At 60.8% G+C, this 16910-nt stretch carries 14 protein-coding genes and 1 tRNA gene; 2 read left to right on the forward strand and 13 right to left on the reverse strand.

Features of this window, described 5'->3' with window-relative positions:
• Nucleotides 1-51: 51 nt before the first annotated feature.
• The 5 genes from BUE15_RS02010 to BUE15_RS02030 form a co-directional block, all read right to left on the reverse strand.
• Nucleotides 52-576 carry a hypothetical protein gene (locus tag BUE15_RS02010; protein ID WP_073281008.1) on the reverse strand — a complete coding sequence of 175 codons (525 nt, stop codon included), beginning with the start codon at nt 574-576 and terminating at the stop codon, nt 52-54.
• 102 nt (nt 577-678) lie between these two features.
• On the reverse strand, nt 679-2388 hold the full coding sequence (locus BUE15_RS02015; RefSeq protein ID WP_073281175.1) for an ABC transporter ATP-binding protein: 1710 nt from the start codon (nt 2386-2388) through the stop codon (nt 679-681).
• 152 nt (nt 2389-2540) lie between these two features.
• Nucleotides 2541-3332, reverse strand: a complete 792-nt coding sequence (gene truA, locus BUE15_RS02020) for a tRNA pseudouridine(38-40) synthase TruA (protein ID WP_073281009.1) — start codon at nt 3330-3332, stop codon at nt 2541-2543.
• An 84-nt stretch (nt 3333-3416) separates the two neighbouring features.
• Nucleotides 3417-3953 carry a GNAT family N-acetyltransferase gene (locus BUE15_RS02025; RefSeq protein WP_073281010.1) on the reverse strand — a complete coding sequence of 179 codons (537 nt, stop codon included), beginning with the start codon at nt 3951-3953 and terminating at the stop codon, nt 3417-3419.
• Between the two features lie 28 nt (nt 3954-3981).
• A complete protein-coding gene (locus BUE15_RS02030) occupies nt 3982-5184 on the reverse strand; it encodes a thiolase family protein (RefSeq protein WP_073281176.1) in 1203 nt (400 codons plus the stop codon).
• Nucleotides 5185-5274: 90 nt separating this feature from the next.
• On the opposite strand from BUE15_RS02030, the gene BUE15_RS02035 reads away from it, so the two are divergent.
• Nucleotides 5275-5751: a DUF4293 domain-containing protein gene (locus BUE15_RS02035; protein WP_073281011.1), complete on the forward strand. Its 477-nt coding sequence runs from the start codon at nt 5275-5277 to the stop codon at nt 5749-5751.
• Between the two features lie 74 nt (nt 5752-5825).
• Here the strand turns inward: BUE15_RS02035 and BUE15_RS02040 are convergent, their stop codons facing one another.
• From BUE15_RS02040 to BUE15_RS02060, 5 genes are all read right to left on the reverse strand, one after another.
• Nucleotides 5826-6605, reverse strand: a complete 780-nt coding sequence (locus tag BUE15_RS02040; protein ID WP_073281012.1) for a proline and serine-rich protein 1 family protein — start codon at nt 6603-6605, stop codon at nt 5826-5828.
• A 235-nt stretch (nt 6606-6840) separates the two neighbouring features.
• The gene (locus BUE15_RS02045; RefSeq protein ID WP_244535851.1) at nt 6841-8694 is read right to left on the reverse strand and encodes a CHU_0125 family OmpA-like outer membrane integrity protein; all 1854 of its coding nucleotides are present in this window, start codon (nt 8692-8694) and stop codon (nt 6841-6843) included.
• A gap of 187 nt (nt 8695-8881) precedes the next feature.
• Nucleotides 8882-9367, reverse strand: coding sequence for a hypothetical protein (locus tag BUE15_RS02050; RefSeq protein ID WP_073281014.1), 486 nt, complete (start codon nt 9365-9367; stop codon nt 8882-8884).
• Nucleotides 9368-9498: 131 nt separating this feature from the next.
• On the reverse strand, nt 9499-10395 hold the full coding sequence (locus BUE15_RS02055) for a (Fe-S)-binding protein (protein ID WP_244535852.1): 897 nt from the start codon (nt 10393-10395) through the stop codon (nt 9499-9501).
• 112 nt (nt 10396-10507) lie between these two features.
• Nucleotides 10508-11902 (reverse strand): 4Fe-4S dicluster domain-containing protein, encoded by a 1395-nt coding sequence (locus BUE15_RS02060; protein ID WP_073281178.1) that lies wholly within the window; start codon nt 11900-11902, stop codon nt 10508-10510.
• Between the two features lie 179 nt (nt 11903-12081).
• On the opposite strand from BUE15_RS02060, the gene BUE15_RS02065 reads away from it, so the two are divergent.
• Nucleotides 12082-12154 (forward strand) — tRNA-Phe (locus tag BUE15_RS02065).
• 539 nt (nt 12155-12693) lie between these two features.
• Here the strand turns inward: BUE15_RS02065 and BUE15_RS02070 are convergent.
• From BUE15_RS02070 to pcaF, 3 genes are all read right to left on the reverse strand, one after another.
• On the reverse strand, nt 12694-13455 hold the full coding sequence (locus tag BUE15_RS02070) for an enoyl-CoA hydratase/isomerase family protein (protein ID WP_073281179.1): 762 nt from the start codon (nt 13453-13455) through the stop codon (nt 12694-12696).
• Between the two features lie 108 nt (nt 13456-13563).
• Entirely contained in the window at nt 13564-15615 is a 2052-nt protein-coding gene (gene paaZ / locus BUE15_RS02075) for a phenylacetic acid degradation bifunctional protein PaaZ (protein ID WP_073281015.1), read from the reverse strand.
• A gap of 86 nt (nt 15616-15701) precedes the next feature.
• The gene (gene pcaF, locus BUE15_RS02080; RefSeq protein WP_073281016.1) at nt 15702-16907 is read right to left on the reverse strand and encodes a 3-oxoadipyl-CoA thiolase; all 1206 of its coding nucleotides are present in this window, start codon (nt 16905-16907) and stop codon (nt 15702-15704) included.
• Between the last annotated feature and the right edge of the window lie 3 nt (nt 16908-16910).

Raw genomic sequence — 16910 nt, forward strand, 5'->3', positions numbered from 1 at the left:
GCTGGAACCTCTTCCAGCCGGGCCTTTTAATGGCGGATATATCCGCTAAACTTACTTTACTGCTGCCCACACTTCTACGGGGCCGGAAGTCGGGAAACGCTCCAGAAACACGTTTTGCAGCGTGAGCCCCTGCGTTTTGGCGGCGTCTTTCACGCCGGTGTACAGCTTGTCGGGCGCTACGAGGTAGCTGGCCTCAATCTGGGCGTGCAGCACGCGCTGGCCGCCGGCAAAGGTGCGGTAGCGGTAGCCCTGCGGCAGCGCCTGCGACACAGTATCGTCTACGATAAGGCCGACGAATACCTTGGCGGTTTCGCTGGCTTTGGCGGGGTCGTTGTAGAAGATGTTGCCGAACGTACCGCGCAGCTTGCCCGAGGTCCGGATCTGGTAGGCTTCGCGGGTCAGGTCGCCGAAAGCTTCACTGTTGGCAGGCCCTTCGAAGTAGCGGCCCGCCACAAAGATGGGCTGCGCGGTAGTTTCGAGCTTGACTTCGGCCTTTTTGAAGCCGCCCAGGTAGTAATACGCAACGGCGACGGCCACAATCAGGAAAAGGGAGAGCAGCAGGAAAATTCGGTTCATGAGAAAAGGAATAGCGGCGCGGACCACTGCCCGGCGCAGAATGAAGGCAGATGCTGCCGCTGCAAAGCTACGGGGCAGCAGCCGTTCGAGCCACACGCAGGGTTAGCCGGCCAGCACGTCTTTGTACTGCATCTGGTAGAGCTGCTGGTAGAAGCCGCCCTGGCGCAGCAGCTCCTCGTGGCGGCCGGCTTCCTTGATTTCGCCGTGGTCCAGCACAATAATGCGGTCGGCTTTCTGGATGGTGCTGAGGCGGTGCGCAATAACGAGCGACGTGCGGCCCTGCATCAGCTTCTCAATGGCCTCCTGAATCAGCTCCTCGGTTTCGGAATCGACGGACGACGTGGCTTCATCCAGAATAATAATGGCCGGCTGGTACACCATGGCGCGCACGAAGCTGATAAGTTGGCGCTGCCCTACGGAAAGCGTGGCGCCGCGCTCCATCACGGGGTAGTCGAGGGCGCCGGGCAGCCGCTCGATGAAGCGCCGGGCGCCGACCAGGTCGGCGGCTTCCCAGATCTGGGCGTCGGTGATATCCTGGTGGCCGAGCGTGATATTGTCGCGGATGGTGCCCGCAAACAGGAACACGTCCTGTAGCACCACCCCGATGTGGCGGCGCAGCACGCTCAGGTCGTACTCCGCCAGGTCGTGCCCGTCTACCCGGATATGGCCCTTGTTGATGTCGTAGAAGCGGCTGAGCAGGTTGATGATGCTGGTTTTGCCGGCCCCGGTAGCGCCCACGAAAGCCACCGTCTGGCCGGGCTCCACCTTGAAGCTGATGTCGCGCAGCACCCATTCCTCATCGTTGTAGGCAAACCATACCTTCTGGAATTCCACTTCGCCGCGCAGCGTAGCCGGGGCCAGCGTGCCGTTGTTGGGCACGAACTCCTGGCTGTCGAGCAGCTTCAGCAGCCGCTCGGTGCTGACTAGGCCCAGCTGCAGCGTGTTGAACCGGTCGGCTATCTGGCGGATAGGGCGGAAGAACAGCGCGTTGTACATGATGAAGGCGATGAGCGCGCCTTTGGAGATGGTGCCCTCAATCTGGCCCTGCGCAGCGTACCACACCAGCAGCCCCACTCCTACCGCCGCCAGCACTTCGGCCACCGGAAAATAGACGCTGTAGTACAGCACCGAGCGAATGTTGGCGCGGGTATGCTCCTGATTCAGGGCCTGAAACTTGCGGTATTCGCGCTGCTCGTTGTTGAAAATCTGCACCACGTTCATGCCCGTCAGGTGTTCCTGCACGAAGGCATTGAGGCCAGCCACCGCCGTGCGCACCTCCTGAAACGACTTCTTCACCTTCTCCTTGAACACGTAGGTGCTGAACAGCAGCGGCGGAATCACAGATAAGCTCACCAGCGTCAGGCGCCAGTCGATGTAGAACATGAAGGCCATGATGAAGACAATCTGCAGAATGTCGCCAATCATAGCGGCCAGCCCCTCACTGAACACGTCCGACAGCGTTTCGACGTCGGAAATGTTGCGCGTCACGAGCACACCAATGGGTGTGCGGTCGAAGAACTTGAGGCGCAGGTTGAGGATGTGCTTGTAGAGGTCAGTGCGAATGTCGCGCACAATGTACTGACCCAGCCAGCCGCCGAAATACGTCTGCAGATAGCTCACGAAGGCATGCGCCACCAGCAGCACCAGCAGAATCCCGAAGCCCCGGTTCAGGCCCGCCCAGTCGTTCTGTTCAATCGTGACATCCACCATGCGCTGGATGAGGAAGGGCCGCAGCGTGCCCAGCACAGCCGTGGCCACGGTCAGGAACACCAGCAGGTAGAAGATGCGCCGGTAGGGCCGCACATACACCATCAGCCGGCGCAGCACCTGCCAGTCGAAGATGTTGCCGGTTTTGGCAGGAGTAGCTGTGGTTGGATCCAAGGAGCAGAAGGAGTTGAAGCGTAGTAACCGGCAGTGGCAGCGGGAAGTTGCACGGCCCACCTGTCATGCGCGGCCTGCGTTTACTATCGGCCTACAAAGTACGGCAAACCGGGTGGCACTAGTTCCGGCGGCACCACATCGGGCATGTATTCCACCCGGCTCAGGTAAAGGCCCTGGGCCGGAGCGGCGCCGCTGGCATCCACCCGGTTCTGGGCCCAGAGAATCTGCTGAAACTGCGCCGGCGTGATTTTGCCGCGCCCCACACTCAGCAGCGTGCCCACCACCAGCCGCACCATGCCCCGCACAAACCGGTTGGCCCGAATGCGGAACACTAGTCCGCCGGGCATCTGGTGCCAGCCCGCTTCATACACCACGCATACGTAGTGGTTTTCGCCGCCTTTCACCTTGGAAAACGCCGTGAAGTCGCGCGAGCCGAGCAGGTGGGCGGCGGCTTCGTTCATGGCGGCTACATTGGGGGCCAGGTCTACGTAGAGGGCGCGCCCCACGCTGAATGGGTCCGGCACCTGGCGCACATAGTACTCGTAGGTGCGGGCGTCGGCGGAGAAGCGGGCGTGGGCCTGCGCGGGCACTGGGTGCAGCGCGTAGGCGGCAATATCGGGCGGCAGGGCGCGGTTGAGGCGGTAGAGCAGCGTTTTGCTATCCAGCGTAGCGGGCATTTCGGCCTCGAAGTGCGCTACCTGGTGGCTGGCGTGCACGCCCGTATCGGTGCGGCCGCTGCCCAGGCAAAACACAGGCTGCCGCAGCACCTGCGAGAGGCAGCGGTCCAGTTCCTGCTGCACCGTGAGGGTGTTGGGCTGCACCTGCCAGCCGTGGTAGCGGGTGCCGTCGTAGGCCAGATGAAGGAAGTAGCGCACTTACTTATCAGGTAATGAGGTGATGGAGTAATGAGGTAATCAGACGCCTTACGCAGACGTGGTGGCTTTAGCCTGCCCCGTTGTTCAGACGACCAGAGCGTAGAGCCTCGAATCGAGCATGCGGCCGTCTTTCACCACACTTTTGCGCAGAATGGCTTCCAGTTCGTAGCCCGCCTTTTCCAGCACCCGGCCCGAAGCCACGTTAGACTCGAACACCACCGCGTAGAGCCGGCACACGTCAAAATGCGCAAACACATACTCGGAAACTGCCTGCACGGCGGCCGTGGCCAGCCCGCGGCCCCAGTACGGCCGGGCCAGCCAGTAGCCGATTTCGGCAGAGCGGCGGCGCACGTCACTCTTGAAATGCACGCCGATGCTGCCTACTGCTTCGCCTTGCACCTCAAACGCCAGATGCAGGTCGCGGGAGCTATCTGCTACCATCGCCAGGTAATAGGCGGCGTCTTCGGCGGTATAAGGATGCGGAAACGTGTCGCGCAGGTTCTGCCAGACGCTTCGGTCGTTGGCGTGCCGGGCCAGTGCCGGGGCATCAGTAGGCCGCCAGGGCCGCAATTGGGCCTTGGGCAGCGGCAGTTCCAGCGTGGGAGTCAGCAGGTTGGTCATCTGCGCAAGTTAGCGCCGAATCCGGCGCCTACAGCCGCTCATAAATCACGGAGGCGCCCTGCCCCACCCCTACGCACATCGTCACGAGGCCGTAGCGCACATTTTCGCGGCGCTGCATTTCGTGAAGCAGCGTAGCCGTGATGCGCGAGCCAGCCGCGCCCAGCGGATGCCCGATGGCAATGGAGCCGCCGTTTACGTTCACGATTTCCGGGTTCAGATCTAGGTCGCGGATGCAGGCAATGCTCTGGGCCGCAAACGCTTCGTTCAGCTCAATCAGGCCGATATCCTGCAGGGTAAGGCCGGCGCGCTGCAGCACTTTCTGGGTAGCCGGTACCGGCCCCAGCCCCATGTACGCCGGATCGACGCCGGCCACCGCCGAGGCTACCACGCGGGCTATTGGCTTGAGGTTGAACCGTTTCAGGGCCTCCTCACTTACCACCAGCGCCCCGGCGGCTCCGTCGTTGATACCGGCTGAATTGCCCGCCGTTACGGTGCCATCCACGGGCTGGAAAGCCGGCCGGATGGTGGCCAGCTTTTCCATGCTGCTCAGGCGCGGCGGCTCATCGGTATCGAACAGGGCAGCGGCGCCTTTGGGGTTGGCCACGAACACCGGCGCTATTTCCTTGCGGAAACGTCCTTTTTCGGCGGCCCGGTAATATTTGCGCTGCGAGTTGAAGGCAAACTCGTCTTGCTCCGTGCGCGTGATGCCATACTTCCTGGCCACGTTTTCGGCCGTTTCGCCCATAGCAAACGGGTGGTGCATCTTGCTCAGCTTCGGGTTCACGAAGCGCCAGCCCAACGTAGTGTCGTGTGCCGTCAGCTCGCGGCCAAAGGCCGTTTCCGACTTGGCCATCACGAAGGGCGCGCGCGTCATGCTCTCGGCTCCGCCCGCCAGGTACACGTCGCCTTCCCCGGACTTGATGGCCCGGGCGGCATCCATGATGCTTTGCAGCCCGGAAGCGCACAGACGGTTGACGGTGGTACCGGGCACGGTGATGGGCAGACCGGCCAGCAGCGCCGCCATGCGGGCCACGTTGCGGTTGTCTTCGCCGGCCTGGTTGGCGGCTCCTATAATAACGTCTTCAACGGCATTGCGGTCCAGGGAAGGATTCCGACGCAACAGCTCGCGCAGGATGTGCGCAGCCAGATCATCGGGGCGGACGCTGCTCAGGGCACCCGCAAATCGGGCTATCGGAGTGCGGACGGCGTCAACTATGTAAGCAGTAAGCATTGGGGAGTGAATGCAGGTATTCCAGTCGTTGTTGGCTACTTTTGCCCGCTCGCTGGCGCGGCCGGCGGCCCAAACTGACAAAACACAAAGATGATACAAAGAATCCAAAGCGTATTCCTGCTGCTGCTGGCCCTGAGCATGCTGGCTGTTCTTTTCCTGCCGCTCTGGCACAAAGCCGACCCCACCACGGGCCAGGAGCTGACCATGACGGCCCTCGGCTTCAGCTACAACAAGGCCGGAGCCGGCCTCACCCCGCCCGGCAATGTGTGGCTGATTGCGTTGTTCGCCGGTGCTTCGGCAGCCGTGGCCTTGTTCGAGATATTTCAGTTCCGCAACCGGTTCACGCAGCTGCGCCTCGGCATGCTGAACCTGTTGCTCATTCTGTGCACCCTGGGAGCCGGCTTCTATTTTTCGACCCTCGGCGAGCAGGCGCTCAACCTGAAAATGCTGGGGACCTACCAGGCGGGCTTCTACCTCCCTACGCTGGCCCTGATGCTCAACCTGCTGGCCAACCGCTTCATCCGTCGCGACGAGCGGCTGGTGCGCAGCATGGACCGGCTGCGCTAACCCTGCCTATCCTGCACACGAAAAAGGCTTCTTCACTTGCGTGGAGAAGCCTTTTTCGTGTGGGGCACCAGCCGCTAGCGTTGGGGCTGCGCCAGATACTGCTGAAACTCGCGGGCCGTAGCTGAGAAGGTAAATCCCTCGTTGAGGCGGTACAGGTTCTGGCGGTCGGCCACGCGCGCAGCCCCGAACTTAGCCAGATCCAACCGTGAAGATTCGAAGCTCAGCTCTTTCATCAGCACGACCAGGTCATCGGCCTGAATAGTGGTTTCGCTGAGCGCCTGCTGCAGCAGCGGCAGTTTTTCATTATCGAAAGCCTGCCGCCGCACAGCCGCCCGAAGAGCGTCCACGTCCTGCGGGGCCATCTGGCGGGTGTAGCCGTAGCCACCGGGCTGGCCGCCGTTGTGGTAGCCGCCATTGCCGTAGCCGGGGCCGCCGGGGTCATATCCGCCGGGCTCATATCCGCCGGGGGCGTTGCCGTAGTACCCGCCGGGAGTAGCCGGACCGTAAACACCACGCAGCGGCACGGCCGCTACTTTGCGTAGCTCGGGCGCCCGGCCGGGGCGGGTGAGCAGCACGAAGCTGGTTTCCAGTCCAGGGTCGAGGAAGACGCGGGTGCGGTAGCTGATGGCCCGGCCGTTAGCCGTCGGAATCAGGAACTCTGCCGTGTGCGTACCCGCCACAAGCCGGTCGATGTATACCTGGCGGACGCCACCGCGGGTAAGAGGGCGGCCATCAAAGCGCAAGGTGAACGGTACGCCGCGCTCAGACGTGAAAGTAACCGTAGCCGGGGCCGCCTGCACGCGGGCAGCCGCCAGCAGAAACAGACCGAAGCAAAGAAGTAGAAGCTTTTTCATCACAGGGTGCGGGCAGCCATGTGGTATGCCCGTGCTGCTAATAAGCCAAGGATTGTGCCAGTTCCTACGCAGCCAACTCTGAGCCAGACCTGCTCATACTATACCTCGTCAGTCGGCTTCCCACGCGCCCACTACCAACCGTACGGCTCGGTGCCGGAAACCTTGCTACAGGCCAAAAACAAAGCCCCCACGGCTCGAAACCGTGGGGGCTTTTTTCAGCTTTTCAGCGAAAAGCTTATTCCGCAATCTTGGTCACCTTGAACTCCGTGCGACGGTTGCGCTGGTATTGCTCTTCCGTCTTGGCATTCTTGATTTCCGGACGCGTCTCGCCGTAGCCTTTGGCCGTAATGCGCGACTTGTCGACACCTTTCGAGATGATGTAGTCTACAGCCGACTGCGCGCGTTTCTGCGACAGAGTCTGGTTGTAGGCATCCTTACCACGAGAGTCGGTGTGCGAGCTCAGCTCGATGGTGATTTTCGGGTTGTCGTTCAGCGTTTCCACCAGCTTGTCCAGCTCGGCAGCAGCATCCGGACGGATATCCGACTTGTCGTAGTCGTAGAAGATGTTCTCGACGCGGATAGCCTTGTTCTTCACGATTTCCGTCAGGGTCATGGCTACCGGCAGACGAACGTCGTTCATTTCGTTGGGCAGCTGATCCTGCGAAGGTTTGCGGCCTACCGTGCTCAGGGGCGTGCGGGCCGTAAAGAAGCCGGGGCGGTCAGCTACCAGCGAGTAGTTGGCAGCAGCCGAGTCCAGCTTGATGCTGAATTTGCCTTCCGCGTCCGTCGTCACGGTTTGCAGCTTTTGGCCGTCGCGGCCGTACAGCACCACTTCTTCGTTGCTGGCGGGTGCCGTTACACCGGTTTTGTCGTTGCGGGTCACCACCGTGCCATCGGCATAGAAAGTAACCAGCTTGAGGGCCTTCTTGCGGAACATGTAGAGGTCGTCCGAGCCTTTGCCGCCTGCGCGGTTAGAGGAGAAGACGCCAATGTCCTTGGTCGTGAAATACGGAGCGAAGTCGTCGCCGGAGCTGTTGATGGGAGCCCCGAGGTTGGTTACCTTGCCCTTGTCCACCATAAAGATGTCGAGCTTGCCCAGACCAGGCTGTCCGTCGGAGGAAAAGTACATCGTGCCATCGGGCGCTACGGCCGGGAAGTTGTCGTTGCCGGGCGTATTGATCTGGTCACCCAGGTTTTCGGCGGGCGAGAAGCGGCCGTTCGGGCCCAGCGTAGCCTTGTAGATGTCGTTGCCGCCGAGGCCACCTTTGCGGCTGGAAGCGAAATATAACGTCTGGCCGTCGGGAGAGAAAGCCGGAGCGAAGTCGTCGGCGGTACGGTCGTTGATGTTGGCCAGTACCGGCTCGCTCCAGGCGCCGTTCTTGAAGTAGGAAATCCAGAGGTCAACGCTCAGCAGGCCTTTTTTCGAGCCGTCGTTTGAGCGGGCAAACACCATCGTCTTGCCATCCGGGGTGTAGGTGGCGCTGGCTTCGTGCTTGTTTTCGGTATTGAAGATGGGCTCCAGCTTGCGCACTGCGCCGCCGGTCATCTTTTCAGCGTCGTCGAACTTGACGGCGTATAAGTCGTTGAAATTCTCGCCGTTGCCGAGGTACTTCTTGCCTTCGCGGCCGGAAGCAAACACCAGCTCTTTGGTGTCGGGCATGATGGACGAGCCAAATTCCGCGGCCGGCGTGTTCACCTGGTCGAGCGGCATTACCTCGTTGTTGGTGCGCATGGCCACGATGGTGTTGGCCATCTTGGCGTTTCTCGATTCCATTTCGGCCCGGGGGGCGAGGGCGCGACCAGCATTTGCCTGGGTGTAAGCATCAAACTGTTGCGCCGCTTCGTCGTATTTGCCGTTGGCCTTCAGCGACTGGCCGTAGTAGAACTGAGCATCGGGGGCCTTTACGCCGCCGTCAATAGCCGCTTTGTAGTAGCCTTCTGACTGCTCAATCCGGTTGGAAAGGCGGTAGGCTTCGGCCAGACGGTAGTTAGCCGTGGCAACATCCTTGCCTTTGGCGACATCGGCTTTGTAGAGCTCAATGGCGGTTTCATACTCGCCACGAGCAAAGCGTTTGTCTGCTTTACTCATGCCGCCGGAGGTTGCACAGCCGCTCAGCAGGGCGGTGGAACCGGCTGCGGCGCAAACCAGTAGTAGTTTCTTCATAGGTGGTGAAGGGTGGAGTTGAAGACGAGCCGGCCTTCAATTCGGCCAACCTGGGCCTAATAATACTAAGTTTGAAGAGGATTCTAGCTTTAAGGCGAAATTTTCCCCGTTTCTAACTAAAGTAACGCGCCAGCCATGTAGAGCCTGCAGGAGCCGGAAATCGGCTTTTCAAGGCATCTTTCAAGGATACAGTAGCATCGAAGTAAGGCGTTGTGGAAGTCAGCTGGCCGGCCTCAATGGCGGCCTTGAGCTGGCGCCGGTCCAGCAGGTGCACTTGCTCGTCGACCAGAAAAGCCAGTTGGGACTTCTCCAGTAGCGAGAGGCCCAGCATCGTTTCCAGCTCCCGCACAAACCGCACGGACGCGTCAATGGAGCAGCCGCTGGCATCGGCCACTGCCTCATCGAGCCCGACTACCAGAAACTGATGATGCAGCACCGCCACAGACGCCTGCAGCGTCCGGCCGTGGCTGGTCCATTCCTCGGCAAACCGGCTGAGCACCGGCTCGATACGGGTTTCTTCAGCCGCAGTAAGCGGACGGCTGGCCTGATAAATCCAGAGGCGGGCAGAAGCAGGCAACTGGTCGAAAGGAACGTACATGACAGACTGATTAGAGCGTGTGGTAGAGCAGCCCGCTACTCGGGGCCACAGTTCAAGTACAAAAGAAACAGCCCGGCCGGAAGTTCCGGCCGGGCTGTACTGGTTTTTATGATTGTGCCAGCGGGGTGCTGCTAGGCGTTCAGGCCTTCTGCCGAGGCAATCAGCTCAGCGAGGTCAAACACCTGCACGTCGGCTTCGCGCTCCTTGTTCTTCACGCCGTCAGCCATCATAGTCATGCAGAACGGGCAGGCCACGGCAATTACGCTGCCGCCCCGGTTGGAGCCGGCCGGCAATACCGGCGCGTTGCTTTCCACGCCCTGCAGGTTCAGAAGCACATCGGCGTCGCCATCGAGCGTGGCCAGCGCTTCTTCGGTGCGCTCCACATTCACGTCCTTTTTGCCGGGCTCAGGCTCTTTCCACATCTGGGCGCCACCAGCGCCGCAGCACAGGCCGTTGGTTTTGCAGCGCTTCATCTCCAGCAGGTCGGCGTCCAGCACTTCCAGCACGGCGCGGGGCGCTTCGTAGATGTTGTTGGCGCGGCCCAGGTAGCAGGAGTCGTGGAACGTGATGCGGCGGCCCTTGAACGACTCGCCCCCCTCGGCCTTCACCTTGCCTTCGTTGATGAGCTGCTGCAGGAAAGTGCTGTGGTGAATCACCTCATACTCGCCGCCCAGCGCCGGATACTCGTTTTTGATGGTATTGAAGCAGTGCGGGCAGGCCGTAACTACTTTCTTGATGCCGTAGCCGTTGAGCGTGGTGATATTCTGCATGGCCTGCATCTGAAACAGGAACTCATTGCCGGCGCGCTTGGCCGGGTCGCCGGTGCAGCTTTCTTCCATGCCCAGCACGGCATAGTTCACGCCCACATGCTCCAAGATGCGCACGAAAGCGCGCGTTACGCGCTTGTACCGGTCATCGAAGGCCCCGGCGCAGCCCACCCAAAACAGGATTTCCGGCGTTTCGCCCCGGGCAGCCAGGTCGGCCATCATCGGAACGGATACTTGACGTTTGGCAGTTTGCTCAGCCATTATAAGGTCGGTTTTATGTGGCAGGCGTCCCGAAAGTAGCGCACCTGCCTGAGTATCTGAGTAAGAGCAGCGCATCAGCCTCTATGGGCTTTGCGCTGCCTGATAGGCTTGTTTAGGCCGTTACGGCAGCCTTATCGGCTACGTACAGCTCGTCGGCCCAGTTGAAGCGGTCTGAGGGCGAGAAGGCCCAGGGCGCGCCGTTGTTTTCGATGTTGGAGAACATCACGTTCAGCGAGTTAGGTGCCGCCGACTCTTCCAGCACCAGGAAGCGGCGCATCTCAATGATGCTTTCCAGCGGGTTAATGTTCACGGGGCAGGCTTCCACGCAGGCATTGCAGGTGGTGCAGGCCCACAGCTCCTCGGGCGTTACGTAGCCGCGCAGCAAGGTGTGGTTTTCCTTATCGAGCTGCTCCTGCGGGTCGTGCTTGGCTTCCTTGCCGTAGAGGTTAGGATCGAAAATAAGGGGCGAGTTGTACTTCTCCTCCATCCGGTCGCGCGTGTCCATGATGATTTTGCGCGGGGAGAGCAGCTTGCCGGTGATGTTGGCGGGGCAAACCGAAGTGCAGCGGCCGCACTCGGTGCAGGAGTAGGCGTTCAGCAGGTTGGTCCAGGCCAGGTCGTTCACGTCCTTGGCCCCGAAGGACGTAGGCGCAGCCTCTGCTCCTTCCGAAGCCGGCGGCGTGGGCACTTGGTACGTGGGGTCCATCATGGCTTTCACCTCGTGCGTGATGCTGTCCACGTTCGAGAACTGGCCCTGCGGCATGAGCCGCGAGAAGTACACGTTCGGGAAGGCCATGATGATGTGGAAGTGCTTGGAGCTGGGCAGGTAGTTCAGGAACAGCAAAATACCTACGATGTGCGCCCACCAGCCCACACGCTCCAGCACATGCAGCGCCGTGAGGCTATCCGGCAGCAGCCCCGTGAGCAGCCCGCTGACCGGGAAGGCGCCGGGCAGGTCTTTGCCCTGCAGCTGGTGCAGCTTCAGGTCGGCGGCGTTCATCAGGAACAGCGCCACCATCAGAATCACTTCGATGTAGAGAATGACGTTGGCATCCATCTTGGGCCAGGCGCGCATCTCGGGACCCGTGAAGCGGCGGACGCCACCCACGTTGCGGCGCCACCAGAAGGCCACCACCGCCAGCACTACCAGCGCGCCCAGCACCTCGTTGGTCCCCGTCAGGGCCGAGTACAGTGGCCCCATGAACCCCAGCACCCGGTGCGTCCCGAAAATACCGTCAATCAGGATTTCAATGACTTCAATATTGATGACGATGAAGCCTACGTACACCACCAGGTGCAGCAGGGCCGGCGTGAGGCGCTTGAACATTTTCTGCTGCCCGAAGGCTACCAGCAGCGTCTTCCAGAGTCGCTCGTTCACGTTGCCGCTCATATCCCGGTCGCGCCCGACGAGAATATTGGCCCGGATCTTCCGGGCTTGCCAGGCAAACAGGCCGAAGCCGGCTATTGCCACCAGCAGGAAGATGATGTTTTGAAAGGAGAAGTGCACGGGAAAGGGTAGGTTTGGGGTTGGAGCCGAAATATAGTCGGTATGCATAACAAATTACGGTTTTGCCTCCGATAGTTTTCCGCCGAAACATTTTTTTACGTTACGGCTTGCGAGATGAAAATGGTTTACTACTTTTGTGCTCTCCAACGGCTACAACGGCCCGCGGAGCACCCGGAGCTGGTAATGTAGCTCAGTTGGTAGAGCACAGCACTGAAAATGCTGGTGTCGTTGGTTCGATTCCAATCATTACCACTAAAACCCGCTTAGCGCTGCGCTGAGCGGGTTTTTTGTTTTATCTGGCTAAGCAGACCTTAATTATACAGCCTTAGAATAGGCGCAGATAACCTACTGACTACTAATTCTGAACAACTGCTCAAACAGATAAGCACAGGCAAAATTGCAGCTATTTTTAGTTGATAAAGCTAATTATATTAGTATATTTGTTTCAGGTATCAGCAACTCACGTTCAACGCGGTGCAGTCATGAAACAGGAGGCTTCTTATCAGGTACGCTGCCAGGTGACGACGGCAGAACTGCAGCACGGAGAGGTTGTCAGTACCCGGCAGACGGAGCATCATCTTCTGACCAATACCTATGAAGTGACCGAAGTATTTTCCGATTTATACGCTCAGTTCCGCGGGCCGCGGCTGTTGGGCCTGCAAATTCTATCTATCTGCCGTTGCCAATCCAGACAAGCTGTAGCCGCCTGATATCTGCTCATTACCAAGCTAAAAAGCCGCTTCCCTCTGCAAGGAGAAGCGGCTTTTTGCGTTTTAGTGGATTAGTCCGGCTTAGCGGCTCTTGAACTGCTGAATGGCCTGGCGGGTGAAGTCAGACAGTACCAGCCGGCCGCTGATGCCGGCCCGCTCGGTGAGCAGCGTATCCCAATGCTCCGTGCCCTGCCACACGACGTGCTTGAGGTCGGTGAGGGCCTCAGGGTTGTAGGCGGCCAGCTTGCGGGCAAAGGCCAGCACGGCGGCATCCAGCGCCTTAATGGAGTCCACTACTTCAGCGTACAGGCCTTTCTGCTGAGCCCAGTCGGCGCTGCGGAATTCGGCGGCATCCAAGGCAAGCTGAGCAAAGGCGGCGTTGCCAATCTTGCGCTCTACGGCCGGCCCCACCACAAACGGCCCGATACCAACTACCAGCTCACTGAGCTTCACGCTGGCCTGGGCAGTGGCGAAGCAGTAGTCGGTGGCGGCAGCCACGCCCACGCCGCCCCCAATGGCCTTGCCCTGCACCCGCCCGATGATGATTTTGGGCGAAGTGCGGCAGGCATTAATCACCTTGGCAAAGCCCGAGAAAAATGCCAGACCCTGCGCTTCGTCCTCAATGGCTATCAGCTCGTCGAAGCTGGCACCGGCGCAAAAGGTTTTTTCGCCTTCGCTCTTCAGGATGATGACTTTCGTCTCGGCGGCCTGCCCTACCTGCGTGATGGTTTCGGCCAGCTGGGTGAGCAGCGCGCCTGGCAGGGCGTTGTGGCTGGGGTGAAAGAAGCTGATGGTGGCAATGCCTTCCGGGCTAGTGGCGGTGGTAACGGTTCCTGTTTGCATGTTCTGATAGGTTTTCACGCAGTGTCGCGCAATGGGTGGCGCGGTGGCTCGTAGTGGACGCCCACCCCGATTCCCTGCGCCGCCTACTGCGCGACACCGCGTGAAATATTACTCCTGGTTTTTCTTTTTCACCATGGTCAGGATGGTGGCCACGGCAACGGTTTCACCGGTTTCGTCCGACACGTCTACCAGCCAGCGCACAATGCCTTTGGCTACATCCTCGGCGTCGCGCTTTTCCTGCCCTATCTTCTCTTTCACCGTCAGCTTCACCCCGATGGTCATGCCGGGGTAAACGGGCTTGGTGAAGCGGCATTCGTCGAGGCCATAGTTAAGCAGCACGGGGCCTTTGCGCGGGTCCACGAACATGCCGGCGGCTTTGCTGAGCACGTAGTAGCCGTGGGCTACACGGCCCGTGAAGAGCGTGCCTTCCAGCGACGTAGCATCCACGTGCGCATAGAAATTGTCGCCGGACACCTGCGCGAAATTGGTGATATCCGCCTCCGACACGGTGTGGCGGTGCGTGGTGTAGGTCTGCCCGATTTCCAGCTCCTCGAAGTAGTGCTGGAAGGGGTGTTTGTCCTTCTCAATCTGCCTGGCCTTCGGCTGATACACTTCCGTGATGGCCGTAATCATGCTTGGGGAGCCCTGAATGGCAACGCGCTGCATGAAATGCTCTACGCCGCGCATGCCGCCCATTTCCTGCCCCCCACCGGCCCGGCCGGGGCCGCCGTGGATCAGCAGCGGCAGCGGTGAGCCGTGGCCGGTGCTTTCCTTGGCTACTTCGCCGTTGAGCACCAGAATACGGCCGTGGTGCGTGGCGGCACCCAGCACGAATTCCTGCGCCGTGGCGGGGTCGTTGGTGGCGACGGAGCACACCAGCGAGCCTTTGCCAAGGTTGGCGAGCTGAATGGCTTCGTCCACATCCTTGTAAGGCATGAGCGTGGCCACCGGACCGAAGGCTTCGATTTCGTGGCTGTCGGTGAACTTGAACGGCTCGGAGTTGAGCAGCACAATCGGCGACATGAAGGCGCCGGTTTTGCAGTCGCCGCCAATAACCTGCACGTTGTCCAGGTCGCCGTACACGATGGGCGTGTTTTTGGCCAGGCGCTGCACCTGCTCACGCACGCGCTTCACCTGCTCGAGGCCAGCCAGCGCGCCCATGCGCACGCCTTCGGCCTGCGGGTGACCTACGGTGGTTTGGGCCAAGGCTTTGCCGAGGGCAATCTGCACATCTTCCAGCAGATTTTTGGGCACGATGGCGCGGCGGATAGCGGTGCATTTCTGCCCAGCCTTGGCCGTCATTTCCTTGCGAATTTCCTTGATAAACAGATCAAACTCCATCGTACCGGGCACGGCGTCGGGCCCCAGCACGGCGGCGTTCAGCGAATCGGCTTCCATGGTGAAGGGCACGGCTTCGGCGAGGATGCGCGGGTGGCCCTTGAGCTTGCGGCCGGTTTCCGCCGAGCCCGTGAAGGTCACCACGTCCTGATAGGTTACGTGGTCGAGGATGCCCTGGCCCGAGCCCACGACCAGCTGCAGCGCGCCTTCAGGCAGGATTTTGGAAGCAATGATTTCGCGCACCACGGCTTCCGTGAGGTAAGCGGAAGGCAACGCGGGCTTGATAATGGCCGGCATGCCGGCCAGCAGGTTCACCGCAATTTTCTCCAGCATGCCCCAGATGGGGAAGTTGTAGGCATTGATGTGCACGGCGACGCCCTCCTTCGGTACCATGATGTGGTGGCCCATGAAGTTGCCGGCCTTCGACAGTGCAATGGGGTCCGACTCCACATAGAAGGGCTTATCGGGGAATTTGCGGCGCAGCGAAGCGTTGGCAAACAGATTGCCGATGCCGCCTTCGATGTCAATCCAGGAGTCGGCGCGGGTGGCGCCGCTGCGGTAGCTGAGCGTGTAGAAGTCTTCCTTTTTGCTGTCGAGGTGCAGCGCCAGCGCCTTGATCATGCGGCCCCGCTCGTGGAAGGTCATACGGCGTAGCGCCTTATTGCCGACCCGGCGGCCGTAGTCGAGCATGGCCGCGAAGTCCAAGCCTTCGCCATTGGCAATGGCCACCACTTCGCCGGTGCTGGCATCGTAGAGTTCCTGCTGGTCGCCGGTGCCGGCCATCCAGCGGCCCATGGCGTAGTTTCCGAGAAGTTCAGGCATGATACAGAAAGGATGCAAGGATGAAAGAATCCGGAGCCCGCGGCCCTTATTCGGGACTCAGACTCCGTACCAGTTACTATCGGGAGCTAGACCCGCTCCACAACGGCCGCGTAGCCCTGGCCCACGCCAATGCACATCGTGACGAGGGCGTAGCGCTTTTGCTGGCGGTGCAGTTCGCGCACAGCGGCATTGAGGATGCGCGCGCCGCTCATGCCCAGCGGGTGGCCCAGGGCAATGGCGCCACCGTTGGGGTTGATGCGCGGGTCGTTGTCCTGGAGGCCGAGGGCTCGGATGCAGGCTATGCTTTGGGCGGCAAACGCCTCGTTCAGCTCAATTATGTCGATGTCGTTGAGCGTCAGGCCGGCCTTTTTCAGGGCCTGATGGGAAGCGGGCACCGGCCCGATACCCATGATGCGCGGCTCTACGCCGGCCACGCCCATGCTCACAATGCGGGCTTTGGGCGTGAGGTTGTGCTGTTTGATGCCGTCTTCCGAAGCCAGCAGCAGCGCGGCCGCACCGTCGTTCAGGCCCGAGGCGTTGCCGGCCGTGACGGTGCCGGTTTTGCGGAAGGCCGGGCGCAGTTTGGACAGCCCTTCCAGCGTGGTAGCAGGCTTCAGGAACTCGTCCTGAGCGAATTGCAGCGGCTCCCCTTTGCGCTGGGGAATGTCTACGGCCACGATTTCCTCGCCCAGCCGGCCTTCACGCTGGGCAGCGGCGGCTTTCTGCTGAGAGTGCAGGGCAAACTGGTCCTGGTCGTCGCGGCTGATGACGTACTGGTCCACGAGGTTTTCGGCGGTTTCGCCCATGGCATCGGTACCGTACAGCTCCTGCATGCGCGGGTTGATGAAGCGCCAGCCGAAGCTGGAGTCAGCCATCTGCGAGTCGGTGCCGAAGCCCTTGGACGGTTTCGACATCACCAACGGCGCGCGAGTCATGTTTTCCACACCGCCGGAAATGAACAGGTCACCGTCGCCGCTCTGGATGGCGCGGGCCGCCCCGATGCTGGCCGAGAGGCCGGAAGCGCAGAGGCGGTTCACGGTTTCGCCGGGCACGGTGGTAGGCAGGCCAGCCAGCAGCAGCGCCATGCGGGCCACGTTGCGGTTGTCTTCACCGGCCTGGTTGGCGCAGCCCAGAATAACGTCGGCAATGGCGGCGGGGTCAGCGGACGGGTTGCGGCGGAGCAGCTCCCGGATGGTCAGGGCCGCGAGGTCGTCGGGCCGAACGGCGGAAAGCGTGCCGCCGAAGTTTCCAATGGGCGTCCGGATGCCGTCGATGATATAGGCTTGGTTCATAGT

The organism is Hymenobacter psychrotolerans DSM 18569 (genome assembly GCF_900142395.1).
Taxonomy (GTDB): Bacteria; Bacteroidota; Bacteroidia; order Cytophagales; family Hymenobacteraceae; genus Hymenobacter; species Hymenobacter psychrotolerans.

Coding starts and splice junctions, on each gene's coding strand:
- BUE15_RS02010 (WP_073281008.1), bottom strand. CDS start 576: ATGAACCGAATTTTCCTGCTGCTCTCCCTTTTCCTGATTGTGGCCGTC.
- BUE15_RS02015 (WP_073281175.1), bottom strand. CDS start 2,388: ATGGTGTATGTGCGGCCCTACCGGCGCATCTTCTACCTGCTGGTGTTC.
- BUE15_RS02025 (WP_073281010.1), bottom strand. CDS start 3,953: ATGACCAACCTGCTGACTCCCACGCTGGAACTGCCGCTGCCCAAGGCC.
- BUE15_RS02030 (WP_073281176.1), bottom strand. CDS start 5,184: ATGCTTACTGCTTACATAGTTGACGCCGTCCGCACTCCGATAGCCCGA.
- BUE15_RS02035 (WP_073281011.1), top strand. CDS start 5,275: ATGATACAAAGAATCCAAAGCGTATTCCTGCTGCTGCTGGCCCTGAGC.
- BUE15_RS02040 (WP_073281012.1), bottom strand. CDS start 6,605: ATGAAAAAGCTTCTACTTCTTTGCTTCGGTCTGTTTCTGCTGGCGGCT.
- BUE15_RS02045 (WP_244535851.1), bottom strand. CDS start 8,694: ATGAGTAAAGCAGACAAACGCTTTGCTCGTGGCGAGTATGAAACCGCC.
- BUE15_RS02050 (WP_073281014.1), bottom strand. CDS start 9,367: ATGTACGTTCCTTTCGACCAGTTGCCTGCTTCTGCCCGCCTCTGGATT.
- BUE15_RS02055 (WP_244535852.1), bottom strand. CDS start 10,395: ATGGCTGAGCAAACTGCCAAACGTCAAGTATCCGTTCCGATGATGGCC.
- BUE15_RS02070 (WP_073281179.1), bottom strand. CDS start 13,455: ATGCAAACAGGAACCGTTACCACCGCCACTAGCCCGGAAGGCATTGCC.
- paaZ (WP_073281015.1), bottom strand. CDS start 15,615: ATGCCTGAACTTCTCGGAAACTACGCCATGGGCCGCTGGATGGCCGGC.
- pcaF (WP_073281016.1), bottom strand. CDS start 16,907: ATGAACCAAGCCTATATCATCGACGGCATCCGGACGCCCATTGGAAAC.